The following is a 19069-nucleotide window of genomic DNA, read 5'->3' on the forward strand; positions in this document are numbered from 1 at the left end:
CCGTACGCTGGTCGGCACCATCAGGGAACCGCGCCGGCTGTCTGGAGGTAACGGGGTGAAAGGGCGCAGTCCGGAGCGTGTCCGCAACGAATTGATCGTCTCCATCGTGGACGCGTTGCAGGGCTCGCCCACCGTGAACCAGTCGAGCAGCCGCGATCTGTGGCGGGAGATGCTGGCGGGCGAGCTGGCCGCGCCCGTCGAACCGTTCGGCGGCGACCGCTTACGGCCCTGGCTGCTGCAGGTGGTGCGGATGTGCACCGAGGTCGGGGACGGCCTGGCCTGTCTGGTGCGGGCGCTGGAGTACGTGGAGCAGCAGTCGGCCACGGTCGCCGGGCTCTGGCCGCTCGTCGACGAGTGGGAGGCGTTCGACTTCTACCCGAACGCCGACCTGCGCGGGCTGATGCCCGTGCTGCTGTCGATGAACTCGCCGGACCTGCCGCTGATGGCCCGCCGGGCCAGCCGCTCCCGGGTGCAGGAACTGCCCCCGTGGTGCCAGACGGCGTGGCAGGTCTTCCTGCGCCTGTCGGGCGTGAACTCCCCGGACGGCGAACTGCCGCCCGGCATGGCCTTCCTGGCGCTGGCCGCCGACCGGCTGATGGAGGACGGCCGCCCGGACGACGCCGAGCTGCTGCGCCGCTTCAACCGCGGCCAGGCCAAGGCGCTCGGGCACGAGAGCCTGCTGGCCGGCTGGCAGCACCCGGAGTTCCCGCCGCCCGAGCCGTCGCTCATCCCCGCCTACCTGCTGATCCAGTTCGAGCCGGACCGCATGGATCCGGACCGCTACTACCTCTCGCACTGGCGGCAGTCCGACTCCGAGGGCTGGCACCCGGTGCGCGGCGAGACGGAGAACCTGGGCCGGGACGACCTGCCGGGCGCGGTGGAGAAGCTGATCGAGCAGGCCGAGGCCCTCTGGGCCGACCTGCGGCAGCCGGTGATCCTGGAGTTCGTGCTGCCGTGGGAGCTGCTCAACGAGCCCGTCGAGTGGTGGCTGAAGGAGTCCGACTCCGAGGCGCCGACCCCGCTGACGCTGGACTACCCGGTGGTGGTGCGCAGCCTGGAGCGGCTGCAGCGGGCCGCCTGGCACCGGCCCTGGCACAACAAGTGGCGGCAGCTGCGGGAGCGGCCCGCCGACAGCCACCCGCACTGGAGCCGCCCGGACGAGGAGGACGGCTATTTCTTCCACCTGGAGCGGGAGTTGAAGGAGGACAGCCACGCGGTGTGCCTGGTGCTCAGCCGGCCCCCGGACGACGAATCGGGCATCGGCCGGCGCGAGGTGCTCGCCGGGCTGCGGGCCGGGGTGCCGGCGATGCTCTGGCACCGCGCCGACTGCTCGGACCCGACCTTCCAGGACGCCATCAGCGAGATCCTTCAGGACCGGGAGCTCGGCAGCCTGGTGGAGCGCGTCGGGCGGTGGCGCAACAAGGCGCTGGCCCTCGGACCCGCGGGCTGGGACCAGCACGTCGGCCGCCATATGGCCATCCTCCTCGACGACCCGGAACGCAAGCCCGGCCCGGCCGGGCCGGTGTAGGCCACGATGCCGCCGCGGACCCGGGACGAGCCCGGGGCGGGGGTCCGGCCGCCACGCCGGGCCGCACAGGGGATGCCCTTGCACCCGCCCGGCCGAAGTGCCACGCTGGTGCGCGGACCGGCCCGTCGCCGGTCGTCGGGCGCGCCCGGCAGCACGGGGGAGCGCGTACCCGGCGTCCCAGTGCCTCCGCACTCCGTCACCCCCCTGTGGCCTGCCGTCTTGCACCTCTCGCACACCACTGCCAGGCTTGGCACGTGGATGTCACGCATGCCCGCGGAACGCGGGACTCGTCTTCGGCACTCCGTACGTTCCCGGGTGTCGCCGGACGTGCTGCGAGTGCTCATGCGCTGTGATGACGTCCCACGATCAGCGCGGGCGCCGGGGACCGACGGTGCCCCGCTCGACCTCGTGCCGCACACCCTGAACGCCCTCCGGGACCCCGACTCCGCGGACCTCCCGGACGTCCTGCTCGTGGTGGACGCCCACGTGACCATGCGGGTCTGGCAGGAGACCGTCGACGAACTGGCCGCCTCGCTCGCCGGCCAGCCGGGTGTGGGCCGGGTGTCCCGCGTGCCCCTGCTGTCCTCGGACGACACCGAGCCGGCCCGGATCCGGCTGGCGGAGCTGCCCCCGGCGACCGGCAGCCGGCGTGCCGTGCTGGTGGTGACCGACGGGCTGGCCGCGGGCTGGCGTTCGGACGCGGTGCTGCCGCTGCTGCAGGTGCTGGGCCGCAGCGAACCGCTCGCCGTGCTGCATCTGCTGCCGCAGCGGCTGTGGGGCCGCAGCGGGCTGGACGTGCACCGGATGCGGTTACACGCCGAACGGCCCTGGACGCCCAACGCCGGCCTGCGCTGGGAGCTGCACACCTCGCCCCTCGAAGCCGTCGACGACGCCGACGCGCGGGCCGGGGTGGTGCCCGTGCCGGTGCTGGAACTGGCCGAACGGTCCACCTCCGCCTGGGTGGACCTGGTCGCCGGACGCGTCGACGGCTGGGCGGAGATGTCCGGGATCAGGGCCCGGGAGTGGAAACGGCGGCAGGACGCGGCGCGCGCCGTGCCCTGGGTGGAGGACGTGCCCGATCCGGGCAGCGCCGTTCCCGCCTGGGAGCGGGTCTCGGAGTTCCGGGCCGCCGCGTCGCCCACCGCCTTCGCCCTGGCCACCCGGCTCGCGGCGGCTCCGCTGACGCTGCCGGTGATGCGCGCGGTGTGCGCCACCGTGCCGGGCGCCGGGCCCGCCCACCTGACCGAGCTGCTGATGAGCGGCCTCGTCCGGCCGGCCGGGGCGGCGGCCGAGCGGGCGGACGACGTCGCCTTCGTCTTCGGCCCCGACATCCGCCAGGAGTTACTCGCGCTCAGCCGCCGCCGCGACACCGCCCGGGTGCTGCGGGACGTGCGGCCGCTGGTGGAGGCGGGCGGCGAGGGGGCCGAGGCGGCGGAGCCGGACGCCGGCGTGCCGTACGAGACGGCCCCGGTGCCGCTCGTGACCCGGCGCAACGTCGCCTTCCTGCGCGTCGAACTGCTCGCCCTGCGGGCCCTTTCCGGCCGATTCCTGCCGCGCGCCGAGCGGCTCGCCGAGGCGCTGCGCGCGTACGACCACCAGAACACCGTCAGCCTGCGCAAGGGCGCGGGCGCCCCGGACCGCACCGGGGACCAGGCTGCCGACAGCGCCCCCGAGGGGCCCGGGACAACTTCAGAAGGAGCGACGGCCATGACCGCCACGCAGCAGCCCACGGTGGAGAGCGGGCGCTCGACGCAGCCGCGGATCTGGGGCAACGTCCCCCCGCGGAACCCGAACTTCACCGGCCGCGTGGACCTTCTGGAGATGCTCAGCGACCGCCTGCGCCGGGAAGGCACCACCACGGTGCTGCCCGAGGCCATCCACGGCATGGGCGGCGTCGGCAAGACCCAGCTGGCCATCGAGTACGCCTACCGCCACCAGTCCGAGTACGACATCGTCTGGTGGATCCCCGCCGAGCGCCCCGGCCAGATCGGCCAGGCCCTGGTGGAGCTGGCCCAGCGCCTCGGGCTGGTCACCAGCGCCGAGGCCAACATCGCCGGGCCCGCGGTGCGCGAGGCGCTGCGTGAGGGCCGGCCGTACTCCCGCTGGCTGTTGATCTTCGACAACGCCGACAGCCCCGAGCGGGTCCGCGACTACTTCCCGACCGGCGGCAGCGGCACCATCCTCGTCACCTCCCGCAACCGGCGCTGGAGCCTGCTCGGCAGCTCCCTCGAGGTGGACGTGTTCACCCGCGCGGAGAGCAAGGAGCTGCTGCGCCGCTCCGGCCCGCACGACGACGACCTCGACGACGCCGACGCCGACCGGCTCGCCGACGCGCTCGGCGACCTCCCGCTGGCGCTGGAGCAGGCCGCCGCCTGGCGCGCGGAGACGGGGATGCCCGTCTCGGAGTACCTGCGCCTGTTCGAGCACAAGCGCAGCGAGCTGCTCGAGGTCTCCCCGCCGCCGGACTACCAGCTCCCGGTAGCCGCCGCCTGGAACGTCTCCCTCGACCACCTGGAGACCCGCAGCCTCACCGCGCTGCGCCTGCTCCAGCTGTGCTCCTACTTCGCGCCCGACCCGATCTCGCGGTCCATCTTCGCGGGCCTGGGCGGCTCCAGCATCGACCCGGAACTCGACCGTGCCCTCAACGACCCCATGCGGCTCGCCCGGGCCATAAGGGAGATCAACCGTTACTCCCTCGCCCGCATAGACCACCGGACCAATTCGATCGAGATGCACCGCCTGGTCCAGGCGGTTCTGATGAACCGCATGAGTCCCGAGGAACAGACCCGCATGCGCAACGGCGCCCACACGCTGCTGGCCGCCGCCGATCCCAAGGGCCCCAACCAGGCCGCCAACTGGCCGCGCTACGCCGAGCTGTACGGCCACGTCATCGCCTCCGGCGCCGTCGAGTCCGACCAGCCGTGGGTGCGCGAGCTGGTGATGAACGTCGCGAAGTACCTGTGGTACTGGGGGGATCACAAGGTCGCGCGGGAGTTCACCGAGCAGGCGTACCAGACCTGGACGCAGAAGTTCGGCGAGGAGGACCAGCAGACCCTGCTGATGGGCTGGTGGCTGGGCTTCCTCTACCTCAAGGTGGGCCGCTACGACGACGCCTCCCGGGTCGTCGCCCGGCTCAGGGAGGTCTACGACCGCACCGCGCCCGCGGACCGGGAGGAGAACCGCGAGGACGCGCTGGTGACGAGGAACCTCGAAGCCGCGGTGCGGCGGGTGCAGGGCGACTTCGCGGCCGGCGCCGAGATCGACGAGGTCGCCTACCGGCAGGCCAGGCGGGCCTTCGGCGAGGACGATCCGACCACTCTCGTCACCGCCCACAACCTCGGCGTGAGTCTGCGGCTGGTCGGCGACTTCCCGCGCGCGCTGGAACTCGACCGGCGTACGCACGCGATGAAGACCCGGCTGTTCGGCCGCGATCACCAGCAGGCGCTGGTGACCGAGGCGAGTGTCGCCGTCGATGTGCGCGAGACGGGCGACTACGTGGGCGCGCGGGCGCTGCAGCAGGCGGTCTTCGACGGCTACCGCACCGCTTTCGGGCCGCGGAACCCCACCACGCTGGAGACCATGCGGCAGCTCAGCGAGGCATGCCGGAAGGAGGGTGACAACGTCACCGCGCTGGAACTGGCGCGTGAGACGTTCCAGCAGTTCACCCGCCGCTACGGCAGCCTGCACCCCGATGCCCTGACGGCCGAGCTCGCCCTGTCGGTGGCGTTGCGGCAGAACGGCGACCTGGAAGAGGCCCGGGAACGGGGCGAGAAGGCGTGCGAACGCTACCGGCAGATCTTCCACGCCGACCACCCGCACGTCCGCGGGGCCGACGTCGACCTGGCGGTGACGCTGCGGCGGCTGGGGCTGGCGCAGGAGGCCAGGCGCCTGGACGAGTCGGCGCTGGCGTCGCTGACCGAGCGCCTCGGACAGAGCCATCCGATCGCGCTGGCCTGTGCCATCAACCTCGCCAGTGACCTGAGCGCCATGGGCGAGGTGCGCGAGGCCCGGGAACTCGGCGAGCGGACCCTGGCGCTGTGCCGGGAGCGGCTGGGCGAGGACCACCCGACCACCCTGGTGGGCGCGGCGAACCTCGCCCTGGACCTCGTCGCGCTCGGTGACGAGACGGAGGGCCGGGCGCTGCGCGAGGACACCCTGGCGCGCATGGAGAGAGTGCTGGACGAGCCGCGCATGCACACCGGCGGCGCCGCTGCCCACCCGGCGACCGAGCAGGCGCGGGCGGGGCAGCGCAACGACTGCGACATCGACCCGATGCCGATGTGAGGTGCCGGCCGGGCGCGTGATCCGAGCGCCCGGACGCCCGGCGTGCGGTCACGCGGGGGCCGATCCGAGCCAGGCGGCGAGTCGGACCGGGTCCGGTGCCGTGCCCGTGGTGCGCAGCAGGGCCTGGTGGACCGCGCGGGCCCGTTCCGGGTGACGCAGCAGCAGGCGGGCCGCCGCGGGTTCGGTCCCGCCCGTGGTGAGGGCACCGGCCAGGCCCGCCCAGGCGCCGGGCCGCATGGGGTGGTCGGCCAGCTGGGTCAGGTACGCCGTCCGGGCCCCGACGGCGTCGCCGGCGGCCAGCAGGGCGTCGCCGACGAGCGCTCCGGTGACCCTGGCCGCGGCCTTCTCGGCCCCATCGGCCGGGAGACGGTCGTCGTCGGCGCCGCTGAGGCGATAGCGGACCAGCGTCGCCAGGCTGTCCAGCCAGCGGGCCGACGGATCGGGCACGGTCTCCGCCTCGGCCGCCAGGGCGCCGGGAGGCGCGCCGGCTCCGTCGAGCCAGGCGCGCACGGCCGCGTCCACGGCCGGTGCGGGGGGCCGCAGATGGTGGACCCGCCAGCGGGCGACGTGGTCGTCGGCGCACAGCCGGGCCAGGGCGGCCTGCTGCTCGGGGACCGGCTGGGCCAGCCACTCGGCGCACCGGGCGTGCAGGGTCTCCAGCAGAGTCGAACCGACCCGTGTGAGCCGGGGATGACGGCGTACCTGCTCCAGCGCCGTGGCCGTACGGCGGCGCCACAGCGCGAACTCGAAGTGCGCCATGGCGGTCTGCGTACGCGTGGCGGTGCGGTGCGCGCTCCAGAAGTCGGTGATGCCGGCGAACGCGTAGATGCCCTGCAGCAGTCCCGCGAGCGGCCGGGGGTCGTCCCGCCAGGGCGCGTACCACCACTCCGGTTCCTTGTCGGCGGCCGGCGTGAGCAGGGGTGTCAGGTGCAGCAGGCCGCCCAGTTTGGTGTGCTGGAACTCGTGCTTGAGGGTGACGGCCAGTTGTACGGGGTCGTCCGGCTCCGACGCCTCGATGCCGCCGAAGGCGTCCCCCGATGTCACACTCCGTGGCCGAAACCTTTCCCTTGCCGCCGTCGGCGTGAGCGACAGAAGGCTTCGCCGCATGGCTCCGGCCGTCTCCGGCTGCTCCGCCAGCAGCACCTCCCAGGCCTGCTCCAGCAGCTGCCGCCAGTGCGCCACGGACTCCTCGGACAGCGGGCGGGGCTCGGTCGGCCGCGGATACGTCCGGTACGGGTCCACGTCGTCCAGCACGACGTCGAGCCGCCGGCCCGCCGGGCCCACCGCGATCCGGCGCAACGGATGCCAGCCCGGCCCCGCCGACCCGGGCGGCATCGGTACGGCGACGCGGGCGCCGCCCGCCTCGACCACGGCTCGTCCGGACCTGGCGGCCACGGTGCCCGTCGCCCAGGGCCCGGTCACCGGCAGGACCGCACAGCCGAGGGTCGGCAGCGGCACGCGCCCGTGCCGGACGGGCACCTCCAGGGTGAAGTCGAGCCCGGCCCGCAGCCCCGCCGCGGCCGCGAGGGCGGCGAAATGGCCCAGCAGCACCCACTGCGGCGGATCGTCGTCCGCCGTCACCTCGCGCAGTCCGCGCAGCGCGGTGGCCAGCCACATGCCTGTCTGCGGGTACATGAGCAGGTCGTCGACGACGTCGGGCGCGCGCCGCTGGGCCCGGCTGAGCAGGTCCCAGGCGGGGCCCAGGTCCACGGTGTCGTCGAGTGCCCGTAACAGCAGCAGACGGCGGCTGCGTTCGGCGGCCAGCAGCAGGGTGAGAGTCTCCGGGCCGCCCTCGCCGCTGACCAGCTCGGCCAGGTTGCCGGGCGGCAGGCGATGATGCGGCAGCGCGGGCTCAGCGCTCATCAGCGGCCCCGGCCCGGTCAGTCGAAACGTTCGGCGCCGCCGTCGATGCCTGCGACACTGGCGGTCTGGTGGTCGATCCCTGAAAGCAACTCCCGCAGCGACGCGGCGAGAACGTGGCTGTCCATGGAGCGCAGCGTTTCAAGAGATACCCCCGCGAGGTCGACCAGACTGGACTCGACGGCGGCCACAGACGGCTCCATGACGGCCAAACCCCTCTCCCCCGGCTTCAGTTGTGCTGGGCTGCCCACATCCTCTAGATAGTGACCCATCGTGCGAGCGATGAAACCCCGCTCCTCCGCGGCGCCGCTATATCAGGTCAGTGGCTCTCGCCGGTGCGGGCGGTGCCGCCGGGACAACTCCACCGCCTCCTGGTCCAGGCGGGCCACCCCGGCCGAGTCGCCCTCCATCAGCCTTATGGATTCCAGGAGTTGGTCCAAGGAGCCCGGGTAGCGCAGACAGGTTCGCAGGATGCCGAAGACGTCCGGGCGCAGGGAGGGCGAGCGCGGGCTCATGGCCGCGACCATCGGGTCGATGCTGTCCAGCAGCAGCGCCAGGGTGGTCGGGTTGCTCACCGCGGGCAGCGCGGTCAACGCGCCCACCAGGCCGTTCAGCTCGCTCAGCGGCAGGCCGTCGGGCAGGTGGGCCAGGCTGACCGGGGCGTCCGCCGGGTCCGGGCCGGCGGACGGGCGCGCCAGGGCGGACGCCGACGCCGGCAGCCCGGCGTGCTGCTCCAGCACGGTCAGTTCGGCCGGGGTCAGCAGGCCGTGGAGGCGGTCCACCCGCACCGCGGCCAGCCGGCCCAGCCCGTCGGTGCGGTGGTGGGCGGCGACCAGGCCGACGATCGTGCCGTCGTGCCAGACCGCGGCGCCGGACATGCCCTCCCAGGGCGACCGGTCCTTCTCCACGTCGGACGCGGGCGGCTCGACGACGAGTTCGAGGGTGCCCTCCCGCCGGTTGGACAGCACCGACGTCCTGCCCGTGGCGTGGCAGGAGTCGCGGTACTGGGACGGCGAGCCGTCGTCCAGGGCGCGCATCCGGTCCGTGCGGAGCTTGAAGCGGGGGAAGCCCACCGTGCTGCACGGCAGCACGACGTCGGCGTCGGGCAGAGCGCCGTACACCGGCGGCGCGGTCGCCCCCGCGTGCACGCCCGGCGGCACCGGACCGGTGATCCGCACCAGGGCCACGTCGGCCTTGTCGCAGGCCAGCGCGACTTCGGCGGGCGCGGTCCACTCGTCGGCCCGGTCGGCCTCGAAGCGCACCCGGAGGGCGTCGGCGTCGTGGACCACGTGCGCGCAGGTGAGCACCCACCGTTCCGCGACCCGGTAGCCGGAGCCGCGCCGTCCGGGGCCGGTCGCCGGCCGCACCAGCACCTCCGCCACCCGGACCGGGTCCAGGCCCCGGCGTCCGCCCCCCGGCACGGCGCTCAGCGCTCGCCCTCGCCCTCGGCGCCCGACACCCACGGCGCCCGTCCGCCGGCGCTGCGGGTGTGCGGGTCCAGGGTGAGCTTCACCCGGTGAGTGACGCTGCCGGCCAGCCGCCCGTCCGCGCCGGCCTCCACCACCCACAGCCGGATCTTGCCGCCCGCCGTCGCCGACCGCTCCACCGCGACGGCCACCTCCACCTCCACCGGGCCGACCTCGAAGTAGAGGTCCGCGCCGTCCGCGGCGGCTTTTGCCGTGGTCAGTTCCCGGCGCAACTCCTCTATCAGCTCAGCGAGTTCAATCACACACGCTTCCTTACCCGCTCGGTCGTTCCGTCACTCGATCCGGGCGGATTCCGCGTCCGCGCCGCCAACCGGGCCGTGCGGTGCGCGCGATGCACTAGGGTCACCACGAGGTCCGAAATAGTGCCCGAAACTTCACTGTACGGGTACAGACCGGATATCTGACACCTATTCATCAACACGGGCACAGGGACGGCGACATGGAGCAGCCAGCAGTCCAGTCGGAGCTGATCGACCTCGGCGACGTCCCGCTGCACGCCTGGCCGTCGCTGGACCTGCCGGACGCGGACGCCGAGGGCTCCATGCGGCGCCTGCTCAGCCGTATCGACGACCCGGCGAGCAGCCTCGGCGGGTACAACCCGCAGCGCGACGACGCCGACCCGCAGCGCGACGACGCCTAGGACCCGGCATGCGGCAGACGGCCCGATCCCATGAGCTGACCTCGGAGGCGTTCGGCGGCCTGCTGGCCGGCGCGGGCGGCCCCGCCGCGGTCCAGGAGCTGCGCCGGGGCGAACGCAGCTGGCGGCTGCTCACCGTACGGGCGCTGCTCGACGCGGCGGCGGGGGCGCCGCACGGGCCGCTGGCGCCGCCCGCGGAGGGCTGGCGGCTGCTGGCGCGGGCCGATGCCGCGGCCGCCGGGAAGGTGGACGAACTGCTGCGCTACCCGCACGTGGGCGTCTGGGCGGCGCACACCCTGCGCCGGCTGCGCGGCAGCGCCGACGACGACGCGCCGCTGTGGGTGCACCTCGGGCACCTGCACGCGATCGCCGCCGTCGCCGCGATCCGGGCCGGGCTCGACTTCCGTACGGCCGTGCCGGTGCGGCACGGGTGGGCGGTGCTGCCCATGCTCGGCGCGATGCGGCTGCCCGGGGACCGGGAGTCGTGGAGCGTGGCGGAGGTGTCGGCCCGCGACGGGAGCGTGCTGATCGGCGGCCGTCCGCCGGCCGGACCGCACTGGCACCCGCTGACCAAGCTGCGCGCCGAGGGCTGCACGCTGCTGCTGGACGACACCGACCCCTACCGCACCCTGCGCGGCCCCGTGCTGCCCGAGCCGGCCGGCACGGCGGCGCGCTGGCAGGAGCTGTTCGACTCGGCCTGGACCGTGCTGTGCGACACCGACGACGACGGGGCCCGGGCGCTGGCCGGCGGGCTGACGACGGTGGTGCCCCGGCCGCGCGCCGAGCGGTTCCGCCCGCACAGCGCCTCCTCGGGCGACGCGTTCGGCACGGCGCTGGCGTCGGTGCCGGACGACGGCGAGCAGTTCGCCTCGACGCTGGTGCACGAGTTCCAGCACAACAAGCTCAGCGCGTTCATGCACCTGTTCACCCTGTACGACGACCCGGGCGACCGGCTGTTCTACGCCCCGTGGCGGGACGACCCCCGGCCGCTGGGCGGGCTGCTGCAGGGCGTGTACGCCTTCTTCGGCGTCACCGCGTTCTGGCGGCGCCGCCCGCATCCGCTCGGCCGGTTCGAGTACGCGCTGTGGCGGGACCAGACCGCGCACGCGCTGCACGCGATCGGCGCGGCGCGCGGACTGACGGGCCTGGGACGGCGGCTGGTGGCGGAGCTGACGCGGCGGACGCGGCCCTGGCTCGCCGAACCGGTGGACGAGCGGACGCGGGCCGCCGCCGCGCTCGCGGTCGCGGACCACCGGGCGACCTGGCGGGCGTACCACCTGCGGCCCGATCCGCTGACGGTGCGCGCCCACGCGGCGGCCTGGACCCGCGGCGGGCCGCTGCCCGCGGACGCGGACGAACCGGTGGTCGTGCCGGGCAGCCCGGGACGCGGCCTGGACACGCGGGCGGTGCTGCTGCGCTGGCTGCTGGCCGACCCGGCGGGCTACGCGGACCTGCGTGACGACCCGGGCGCCACCGTGGCCGGCGCCCGACCCGAGGACGTCGCCCTGGTCGAGGGCCGCACCGCGGAGGCGCTGCACACCCTGCGGGAACGCGTCCTGCGCGGCGACGCCGACCCGGAGACCTGGGTGGGCCTGGGCCTGGCCGCCCGCGCCGAGGGCGATCCGGCCGGCACCGGCCTGCTGGCCCGCCCGGAGCTGGCCATCGCCCTGCACACCGAACTGGACGGCGCCGCCGATCCGTTGGCGCTGGGGCGGGCGCTGGCGGCGGGGGCAGTGGTCCGGCGGGACTGACGGGGCTCCGCTCGGGTTCGGCTCCGGTTCCGCTGTGGTTCGGCTCCGGTTCCGCTCGGGTCCGGCTCCGGTTCCGCTCGTCCCGCTCGGGTTCCGTCGGCCGCGGCGGTCGGGTTCCGTCGGCCGGGCGGGGCAGGTCCATTCGGCCGTGTCGATCAGCTTCCGCCGGCCAGGCGGGTCAGGGGCTCGTCCGTGAGGCGGTACACCGTCCACTCGCTCTGCGGGCGGGCGCCGAGGGACTCGTAGAAGGCGATCGACGGGGCGTTCCAGTTCAGGACGGACCACTCCAGGCGCTGGTAGCCGCGCTCCGCGCAGATGCGGGCCAGTTCGGTGAGGAGGGCCTTGCCGTGGCCGGCGCCGCGGGCGGCGGGGCGGACGTAGAGGTCTTCCAGGTAGATGCCGTGGACGCCGCGCCAGGTGGAGAAGTTCAGGAACCACAGGGCGAAGCCCACCGGCTCGCCGGTGCTGTCGTCGGCCGCGATGTGGGCGTAGGCGGCCGGGCGCTCGCCGAACAGGGCCTCGTGCAGTTGTGCCTCGTCGGCCTTCGCCTCGTGGGCGGCCTTCTCGTACTCGGCGAGCTCACGGACCATGGCGTGGATGACGGGGACGTCGGCGGGTGTCGCGGTGCGGATCATGCCGCGAGGCTAACCCGTACGGCCGCGCAGCCGGCGGGCGATCTCCAGGTGGGCGGCGAGCGGGGCCCGGTCCTCCTCGAGCTGCCACACCGAGTTCTGCAGCACCCGGCCCAGCGTCCAGGCGCGCGCCCGGTCCCGGTCCAGCCCGAGGACGTCCGTCATGGCGTCGAAGCGCCAGGCGACCTCGTCGGCGTCGAAGCGGTTCCACAGGGCCGGGAAGAGTTCAAAGCCGGGATCGCCCGCCAGCGGCTTGGGGTCGATGGCGAGCCAGGGCGCGCGGTCGGCGGCGAGGACGTTGTCGAAGTGCAGGTCCCAGTGCAGCAGCCGGTCGCCGGGGTCCCCGGCGACCTCGCGCACCGCCGCCGCGCAGTCCGCGAGCAGCCGCCGCACGCCGGGGTCGGGCAGGCGGGGCAGCACCGCCGCGGCCCGGTCCGCCAGCCGCGGCGCGAGGTCGCCGAGTCGGCGCAGCCCCGCCGGGGCCGGGACGGACGTCAGCCGGGCCAGCAGCCGGGCGACGACCAGCGTCGCCTCACGGGAGTCCGGCAGACCGGCCGCCGGCCGCTCCGCGCGGAGCCGTTCCAGCAGCAGCGTGCCCGCCGCCGGCTCGGCGGCCAGCAGCCGGACGGCACCCTCACCGTCCCAGGCGCGCAGCGCGACGGGCTCGTCCACGGTCTCCTCGTCGACGTCCTGGAGCTTGAGGGCGGCCCGCGTCCCGTCGGCTTGGAGCACGGGCAGCACCAGCGCCCAGCGGCCGCACCACGGCGGCCCGTCCGGCCGCAACTCCCAGCGGTCGAGGAACCGCGCGGCCCGTTCGGGCAGCCCGGCGACGAAGGCGCGCCCGGCTGCGCCGCCGAACCGCTCGTGCCGGTCGATCAGCTCACGCGGAATGTCGATCACGTCCGGGACGGTACTGCGCGGCCGGGCGGCCGCGCAGTGAGCCATCGGTCGGGCCGTCGGTGAACTCACCGAACCGAATCCAGAAGTGGCTCGGTGCGAGCGGGCACCCGGACGGCCGGTCGCGCCCGCGCCGATCGCTCCGGGCGGATCGATAATTGCCCGTGTGAAGCGCCGTGGGCGAAGCGAGCGGGGGCCGAACAGGGTGTGGGCGTACGTCCGCGACGCCCCCGGCACCTATGTGTGGCTGGCCGTCCTGTTCGTCACCACCGTGGCGTTGCACCACATGTCGCCGGAGTTCGAGCGCGAGTTCCTGCGGCAGCGCTCCACCAACCTCCACGAGCTGTCGGAGAACCCCGTCCGGGTGCTGATCGCCAGCGCCATGTGGATCGACGGCGGGCACTGGCTGCCGTACGCCGGGCTCTACACCGTCTTCCACGCGCAGGCCGAACGGCGGCTGGGCACGGCGCGCTGGCTGCTGGTGTGCGCGGCGGCGCACGTCCTGGCGACGCTCGTCAGCGAGGGCGTCCTGCTGCTGGCGATACGGAACGGGCTCGCCCCCCGCTCGGCGGCCGACACCGTCGACATCGGCGTCAGTTACGCGCTGGCGGGCGTGATGGCCGTGCTGACCTACCGGATCGCGGTGCCCTGGCGCTACGTGTACCTGGCGGCCGTCGTCGCCGTCTACGGCATTCCGCTCGCCCTGGCGCCCACCTTCACCGATCTCGGGCACGCCGTGGCGGTCCTCGTCGGGCTCGGGTGCCGTCCGCTGTCCACAGGCCGTGGAAAAGCATGGAATCCGAAGGAGACACTGGCCTCGATCAGGGATTAACGTCCCGCCATGAGCAGCTCGGCAAGCAGTGCCGTCAACGGCGGCATCTCCTTCTGGTACGCGGACGACGGCCTCCCGGCGGCACGGGCGCCGCTGCCCGGCGACACGACGGCGGACGTCGTGATCGTGGGCGGCGGATACACCGGCCTGTGGACGGCGTACTACCTGAAGAAGGCCGCACCCTCCCTGCGGATCGTCGTCCTGGAGCAGAAGTTCTGCGGGTACGGCGCCTCCGGCCGCAACGGCGGCTGGCTCTACAACGGCATCGCGGGCCGCGACCGGTACGCGAGGCTGCACGGCCACGAGGCCGCCGTGCGGCTGCAGCAGGCCATGAACGACACCGTCGACGAGGTCGTCAGGGCCGCGGCGGAGGAGCGGATCGAGGCGGACGTCCACAAGGGCGGAGTCCTGGAGGTCGCCACCTCGCCGGCCCAGGCGGCCCGCCTGCGGGCCTTCCACGAGCACGAACTGTCGTACGGCGAGAACGACCGCGAGCTCTACGGCGCCGAGGAGACCGCCGAGCGGATCGGGGTCGCCGGCGCGGTCGGCTCCTCCTGGACCCCGCACGGGGCGCGCCTGCATCCCGCGAAGCTGGTCAAGGGGCTCGCGGCCGCCGTCGAGGCGCTCGGGGTGGCCGTCCACGAGTCGACGCCGGTGACGGAGATCCGGCCCAGGCACGCGGTCACGCCGTACGGGACCGTGCGGGCGCCGTACGTGCTGCGCTGCACGGAGGGCTTCACCGCGAGCCTGAAGGGCCACCGGCGCACCTGGCTGCCCATGAACTCCTCGATGATCGCCACCGAGCCGCTGACGGCGGAGCAGTGGGCGTCGGTGGGCTGGGAGGGCCGCGAGACCCTGGGCGACATGGCGCACGCCTACATGTACGCCCAGCGCACCGCCGACGGGCGGATCGCGCTCGGCGGGCGCGGGGTGCCGTACCGCTTCGGGTCGCGGACCGACAACGACGGCCGCACGCAGGAGGCGACGATCGAGGCGCTGCGCGAGATCCTGGTCCGCTTCTTCCCCGCGCTGGCCGGGGTGCGGATCGCGCACGCCTGGTCGGGCGTCCTCGGGGTGCCGCGGGACTGGTGCGCCACGGTCACCCTGGACCGCTCGACGGGGCTCGGCTGGGCCGGGGGATACGTCGGCTCCGGCGTGGCCACGGCCAACCTCGCCGCCCGCACCCTGCGCGACCTGGTGCGGCTCGACTCCGGCGAGGGCGGGCGCACCGAGCTCACCGGGCTGCCGTGGGTCGGGCACCGGGTGCGCAAGTGGGAGCCGGAGCCGCTGCGCTGGCTGGGCGTGCACGGCATGTACGCCACCTACCGCGCGGCGGACCGGAGGGAGACCACGACCCACAGCCCCGAGTCCTCCCGCCTGGCCCGCCTGGCCGACCGAGTAGCAGGCCGCCACTGACCCGAACCCACCCCCAGAAGGCCCCCGGCGACCGGCGCCCCCTGAAGGCCCGCGGCGACTTGCGCGCCCTGTAGGCCCGCGGCGACTTGCGCGCCCTGAAGGCACGCGGCGACCTGCGCGCCCTGAAGGGGCACGGGGAACTGCGCGACCAGCCGCGACGGCGCGGCAGACGGCCGCCGGCCGAACGCACACGGCAGACGGCCGCCGGCCGAACGCACACGGCAGTCCGGCCGCCGGCCCCGGCCGGAGGCCCGGCGCGCCACCCAGCGGAGCGTCACCGCCGAGGCGCCCGCAGCGTCACCATCAGGCCCGCGACCAGGCCGGCGAGCAGCATGATGCCGGCCCCCCACCCGATGGCGACGGTGTAGCCGTGGACGACGCCCTCGCGGGCGACCAGGGCCTGCTGGGCGGGGTCGTGGAGGTGGGCGGCGACGTAGGCGGTGCCGCTGCTGGTGGCGATCGTGTTGAGCAGCGCGGTGCCGATCGAACCGCCCACCTGCTGGGCGGTGTTGACGGTCGCCGAGGTGACGCCCGCGTCCTGCGGGGCGATGCCCGCGGTGGCGGTGGAGAAGACCGGCATGAAGGTCAGGCCCATGCCGACGCCCATCAGCAGCAGCGCGGGCAGGATCTCGGTGGCGTACGCGGAGTGCACCGTCATCCGCGTCAGCAGCAGCATGCCGCCCGCGGCCAGCACCATGCCGGGGACCAGCAGCGCGCGCGGGGCGACGTGCGGCAGCAGCCGGGCCGCGATCTGCGTGGAGCCGACGATGATCGACGCGGTCAGCGGCAGGAACGCCAGCCCCGTCCGCACCGGCGAGTAGCCGAGGACGTCCTGCAGGTAGTAGGTCATGAACAGGAACAGTCCGAACATGCCGATCACGGCGAGTGCCATGGTCAGGAAGCAGCCCGCGCGGTTGCGCTCCCGGACGATGTGCAGCGGCAGCAGCGGCACCGGCGCCCTGGTCTGCCACCACACGAACGCCGCCAGCAGGACGACGCCCCCCGCGAGCAGCGTCGGCACCAGCGGGTCGGTCCAGCCCCGCGGTTGGGCCTCGCTGAAGCCGTAGACGATCGCCACCAGTCCGCCGCAGCCCAGCAGTACGCCCGGCACGTCCAGGCGGGCGCCCGCGTGGCCGGGCCGGTCGTGCAGCAGGGCGAAGGCGCCGAACACGGCGACGACCGCGATGGGCACGTTGACGTACAGGCACCAGCGCCAGTTCAGGTACTCGGTGAGCAGCCCGCCGACGATGAAGCCGATCGCCGAGCCGCTGCCGGCCAGGGCGCCGTAGATGCCGAAGGCCTTCCCGCGTTCCCTGGGGTCGGTGAACGTCGTGGTCAGCAGGGACAGCGCGGACGGCGCCAGCACGGCGGCGAACACGCCCTGCAGGGCGCGGGCGCCGAACAGCATGCCGGGGCCGGTGGCTGCCCCGCCGAGCGCGGAGGCGGCGGCGAAGCCGATCAGCCCGAAGACGAACGTGCGCTTGCGGCCCACCAGGTCGGCGATCCGGCCACCGAGCAGCAGCAGCCCGCCGAAGGCCAGCGTGTAGGCGGTGATCACCCACTGGCGGTTGCCGTCGGACATGTTCAGGTCGTGCTGGGCGGAGGGCAGCGCGATGTTCACGATGGTCGCGTCGAGGACGACCATCAGCTGGGCGAGCGCGATGACGACCAGGCCCCACCAGCGCCGGGGATCGGCGTCCGGCGCAGGGGCCTCCACGGGAGCGGACTCGCCTGTCCGGGGGGCACTCACCCGGCCAGAAGACCACGGATCGGTGCCCGTTGCATCCGCGGGGGACTGGTGACCGCTCACGGTTCCAGCACCACCTTTCCCGTCGTCCGGCGGGTCTGGAGCGCCCGGTGCGCGGCCGCCGCCTCGCCGAGCGGGAAGCGCCGCACGGCCGGGACCAGCCGCCCGGCCGCCGCCTCGGTGAGGGCGCGCAGCTCCAGCGTGCGCATGGGGTCGGGTCCGCCGGCCCTGCGCGTCATCACCGGGCCGAGGACCTGTTCGGAGACGCCGTCGACGAGGTAGGGCCCGCCGTCCCGGATCCCCTCGGCCGACCAGCCGAAGACGAGGTGCCGGCCGCCGGGCCCGAGCAGGGCGACGCACTCGCGGGCCACCTCGCCGCCCACCCCGTCGAGGACGAGGGTGGCGTGCCGTCCGCCGAGCTGGGCGCGGACCTTCTCGGCCCACCCCGCTTCCGTGTAGTCGACGGCGAGATCCGCCCCGCCGGCCCGCACCAGCGCGGTCTTCTCCGCCCCGCCCGCCAGGCCCACGACGTGCGCGCCGGCGTTCTTCGCGTACTGCACGAGCAGGCCGCCGACGCCGCCCGCGGCCGCCGGTATCAGGACCACCGTGTCCGGGCCGAACTCGGCGAACTGCACGATCCCCAGCACCGTACGGCCCGTGCCGATCATGGCGACGGCCTGCGCGAAGTCCAGGTTCCCGGGGATCTCGTGCACCCGGTCGACATCGGTGACGGCCAGCTCGGCGTACCCGCCGGGCGCGAAGCCCAGATGCGCTGTCACCCGTCTGCCCAGCCACAGGCGGGCCACCCCCTCGCCCAGCGACTCGACGACGCCGGCGACCTCGCGGCCCGGCACGGTGGGCAGCCGCACCGGCTCGGGCAGCGGGCCCCGCGCGCCCTCGCGCAGGGCGGTGTCGAGCAGATGCACCCCCGCCGCCCTGACGGCGACGCGGACCTGGCCCGGGCCCGGCAGGGGGTCGTCGACCTCCTCCAGGCGCAGGTTCTCTGGCGGCCCGAAGGCGTGAAGGCGGATGGCGCGCATGCTGTGCTCCTCGTCAGCCATGGCTGTCGACCGGACGCTTCCCTCTGGACGAGCTCACTCTTCAACCTCAGGCTTGCTTGAGGTCAAGCGCCCGCCGGCCCCTTCCGGGGCAGTCGCCGGATTCGCTCGTCCGTGGATACGACGCCCCGCGCGCCCGGAATGTGACATCGGCCGTTCCGGCCGGTCAGGGCGATTGTCAGTGGCGGGGTGCAGCATGGGGGGCATGGCGAGGACCAGGGCCGGCGCGACCGGTGGGAGCACAGTGAAGGGCGCGCGCCGGCCGGAGGTGCGGCTGCCGCTGCTGCGGCCGTACGACGGCGGCGGACTGGAGTCGGACGGGGACTACGACGGGCTGGAGTTCGGGCAGGCCGACCTCGCCGGGCAGGACGGCGGGGGCGCCCGCTTCCTGGACTGCGCGCTGACGGGGTGCGCGCTGGACGGGACCCGGCTGCGCCACGCCCGCCTGCTCGACTCGGTGCTGACGGCGCCGAGAGGGGTCGGCACGGACCTCGCCGAGGCCACCCTGCGCGACGTCGAGCTGACCGACGCCCGCCTGGGCGGCACCCAGCTGCACGGCGCCGTGCTGGAGCGGGTGGTGGTCCGCGGCGGCAAGATCGACTACCTGAACCTGCGCGGCGCGAAGCTCAAGGACGTCGTCTTCGAGGGCTGCGTCCTGGTGGAACCGGACCTTCAAGGCGCCCGGCTGGAGCGCGTGGAGTTCGTCGACTGCGTGCTGAAGGAGGCCGACCTCACCGCGGCGGTGCTGAAGGACGTGGACCTCAGAGCGGCGGCCGCGGTCGGCGTCGCCCGGGGCCTGGACCGCCTGGCGGGCGCGGTGATCAGCCCGGCCCAGCTGCTGGACCTGGCACCGGCGCTGGCGGCCCAGCTGGGCATCCGCGTGGAGCCCTGACCGCCCCTGCCGGACCCCTGATCACTCCTCCGGGGCTCCTGACTGCCC

15 protein-coding genes are annotated in these 19069 nt (G+C 74.5%); 7 read left to right on the forward strand and 8 right to left on the reverse strand.

The features are described 5' to 3' along the window. The first annotated feature begins 55 nt into the window (after window positions 1–55). Window positions 56–1528 (forward strand): VMAP-C domain-containing protein, encoded by a 1473-nt coding sequence (locus ACZ5GT_RS35130; RefSeq protein ID WP_469034576.1) that lies wholly within the window; start codon window positions 56–58, stop codon window positions 1526–1528. A gap of 408 nt (window positions 1529–1936) precedes the next feature. Continuing rightward, the gene (fxsT, locus tag ACZ5GT_RS35135) at window positions 1937–5812 is read left to right on the forward strand and encodes an FxSxx-COOH system tetratricopeptide repeat protein (protein WP_469034579.1); all 3876 of its coding nucleotides are present in this window, start codon (window positions 1937–1939) and stop codon (window positions 5810–5812) included. Between the two features lie 48 nt (window positions 5813–5860). On the opposite strand, the gene ACZ5GT_RS35140 is transcribed toward fxsT, so the two are convergent. From ACZ5GT_RS35140 to ACZ5GT_RS35155, 4 genes are all read right to left on the reverse strand, one after another. Then, a complete protein-coding gene (locus ACZ5GT_RS35140) occupies window positions 5861–7675 on the reverse strand; it encodes an HEXXH motif domain-containing protein (RefSeq protein ID WP_469034581.1) in 1815 nt (604 codons plus the stop codon). Window positions 7676–7692: 17 nt separating this feature from the next. Next, a complete protein-coding gene (locus ACZ5GT_RS35145) occupies window positions 7693–7863 on the reverse strand; it encodes a hypothetical protein (RefSeq protein ID WP_469034583.1) in 171 nt (56 codons plus the stop codon). A 123-nt stretch (window positions 7864–7986) separates the two neighbouring features. Beyond that, window positions 7987–9093, reverse strand: coding sequence for an effector-associated domain 2-containing protein (locus ACZ5GT_RS35150; RefSeq protein WP_469034584.1), 1107 nt, complete (start codon window positions 9091–9093; stop codon window positions 7987–7989). A 5-nt stretch (window positions 9094–9098) separates the two neighbouring features. Continuing rightward, window positions 9099–9401 (reverse strand): trypco2 family protein, encoded by a 303-nt coding sequence (locus ACZ5GT_RS35155; RefSeq protein ID WP_469034588.1) that lies wholly within the window; start codon window positions 9399–9401, stop codon window positions 9099–9101. Window positions 9402–9598: 197 nt separating this feature from the next. On the opposite strand from ACZ5GT_RS35155, the gene ACZ5GT_RS35160 reads away from it, so the two are divergent. After that, a complete protein-coding gene (locus tag ACZ5GT_RS35160; RefSeq protein ID WP_360744376.1) occupies window positions 9599–9799 on the forward strand; it encodes a hypothetical protein in 201 nt (66 codons plus the stop codon). A gap of 8 nt (window positions 9800–9807) precedes the next feature. Beyond that, complete coding sequence (locus ACZ5GT_RS35165) at window positions 9808–11547, forward strand: HEXXH motif domain-containing protein (protein WP_469034590.1); 1740 nt, start codon at window positions 9808–9810, stop codon at window positions 11545–11547. Between the two features lie 155 nt (window positions 11548–11702). On the opposite strand, the gene ACZ5GT_RS35170 is transcribed toward ACZ5GT_RS35165, so the two are convergent. Together ACZ5GT_RS35170 and ACZ5GT_RS35175 are read right to left on the reverse strand one after the other, a co-directional pair. Continuing rightward, the gene (locus tag ACZ5GT_RS35170) at window positions 11703–12182 is read right to left on the reverse strand and encodes a GNAT family N-acetyltransferase (protein ID WP_469034592.1); all 480 of its coding nucleotides are present in this window, start codon (window positions 12180–12182) and stop codon (window positions 11703–11705) included. A 9-nt stretch (window positions 12183–12191) separates the two neighbouring features. Next, entirely contained in the window at window positions 12192–13124 is a 933-nt protein-coding gene (locus tag ACZ5GT_RS35175) for an aminoglycoside phosphotransferase family protein (RefSeq protein ID WP_469034595.1), read from the reverse strand. Between the two features lie 118 nt (window positions 13125–13242). Here ACZ5GT_RS35175 and ACZ5GT_RS35180 point away from each other — a divergent pair, with 118 nt between their 5' ends. Next, window positions 13243–13908, forward strand: coding sequence for a rhomboid-like protein (locus ACZ5GT_RS35180; protein WP_469034598.1), 666 nt, complete (start codon window positions 13243–13245; stop codon window positions 13906–13908). A 9-nt stretch (window positions 13909–13917) separates the two neighbouring features. Beyond that, a complete protein-coding gene (locus ACZ5GT_RS35185; protein ID WP_469034600.1) occupies window positions 13918–15324 on the forward strand; it encodes an NAD(P)/FAD-dependent oxidoreductase in 1407 nt (468 codons plus the stop codon). A gap of 274 nt (window positions 15325–15598) precedes the next feature. On the opposite strand, the gene ACZ5GT_RS35190 is transcribed toward ACZ5GT_RS35185, so the two are convergent. Both ACZ5GT_RS35190 and ACZ5GT_RS35195 read right to left on the reverse strand, forming a co-directional pair. After that, window positions 15599–17074 carry an MFS transporter gene (locus tag ACZ5GT_RS35190; protein WP_469034602.1) on the reverse strand — a complete coding sequence of 492 codons (1476 nt, stop codon included), beginning with the start codon at window positions 17072–17074 and terminating at the stop codon, window positions 15599–15601. A 56-nt stretch (window positions 17075–17130) separates the two neighbouring features. Further along, on the reverse strand, window positions 17131–18111 hold the full coding sequence (locus ACZ5GT_RS35195; RefSeq protein WP_469034603.1) for a zinc-binding dehydrogenase: 981 nt from the start codon (window positions 18109–18111) through the stop codon (window positions 17131–17133). Between the two features lie 223 nt (window positions 18112–18334). On the opposite strand from ACZ5GT_RS35195, the gene ACZ5GT_RS35200 reads away from it, so the two are divergent. Continuing rightward, the gene (locus ACZ5GT_RS35200; protein ID WP_469034605.1) at window positions 18335–19021 is read left to right on the forward strand and encodes a pentapeptide repeat-containing protein; all 687 of its coding nucleotides are present in this window, start codon (window positions 18335–18337) and stop codon (window positions 19019–19021) included. Window positions 19022–19069 lie beyond the last annotated feature (48 nt).

This window comes from Streptomyces sp. NPDC031340 (assembly GCF_055569945.1).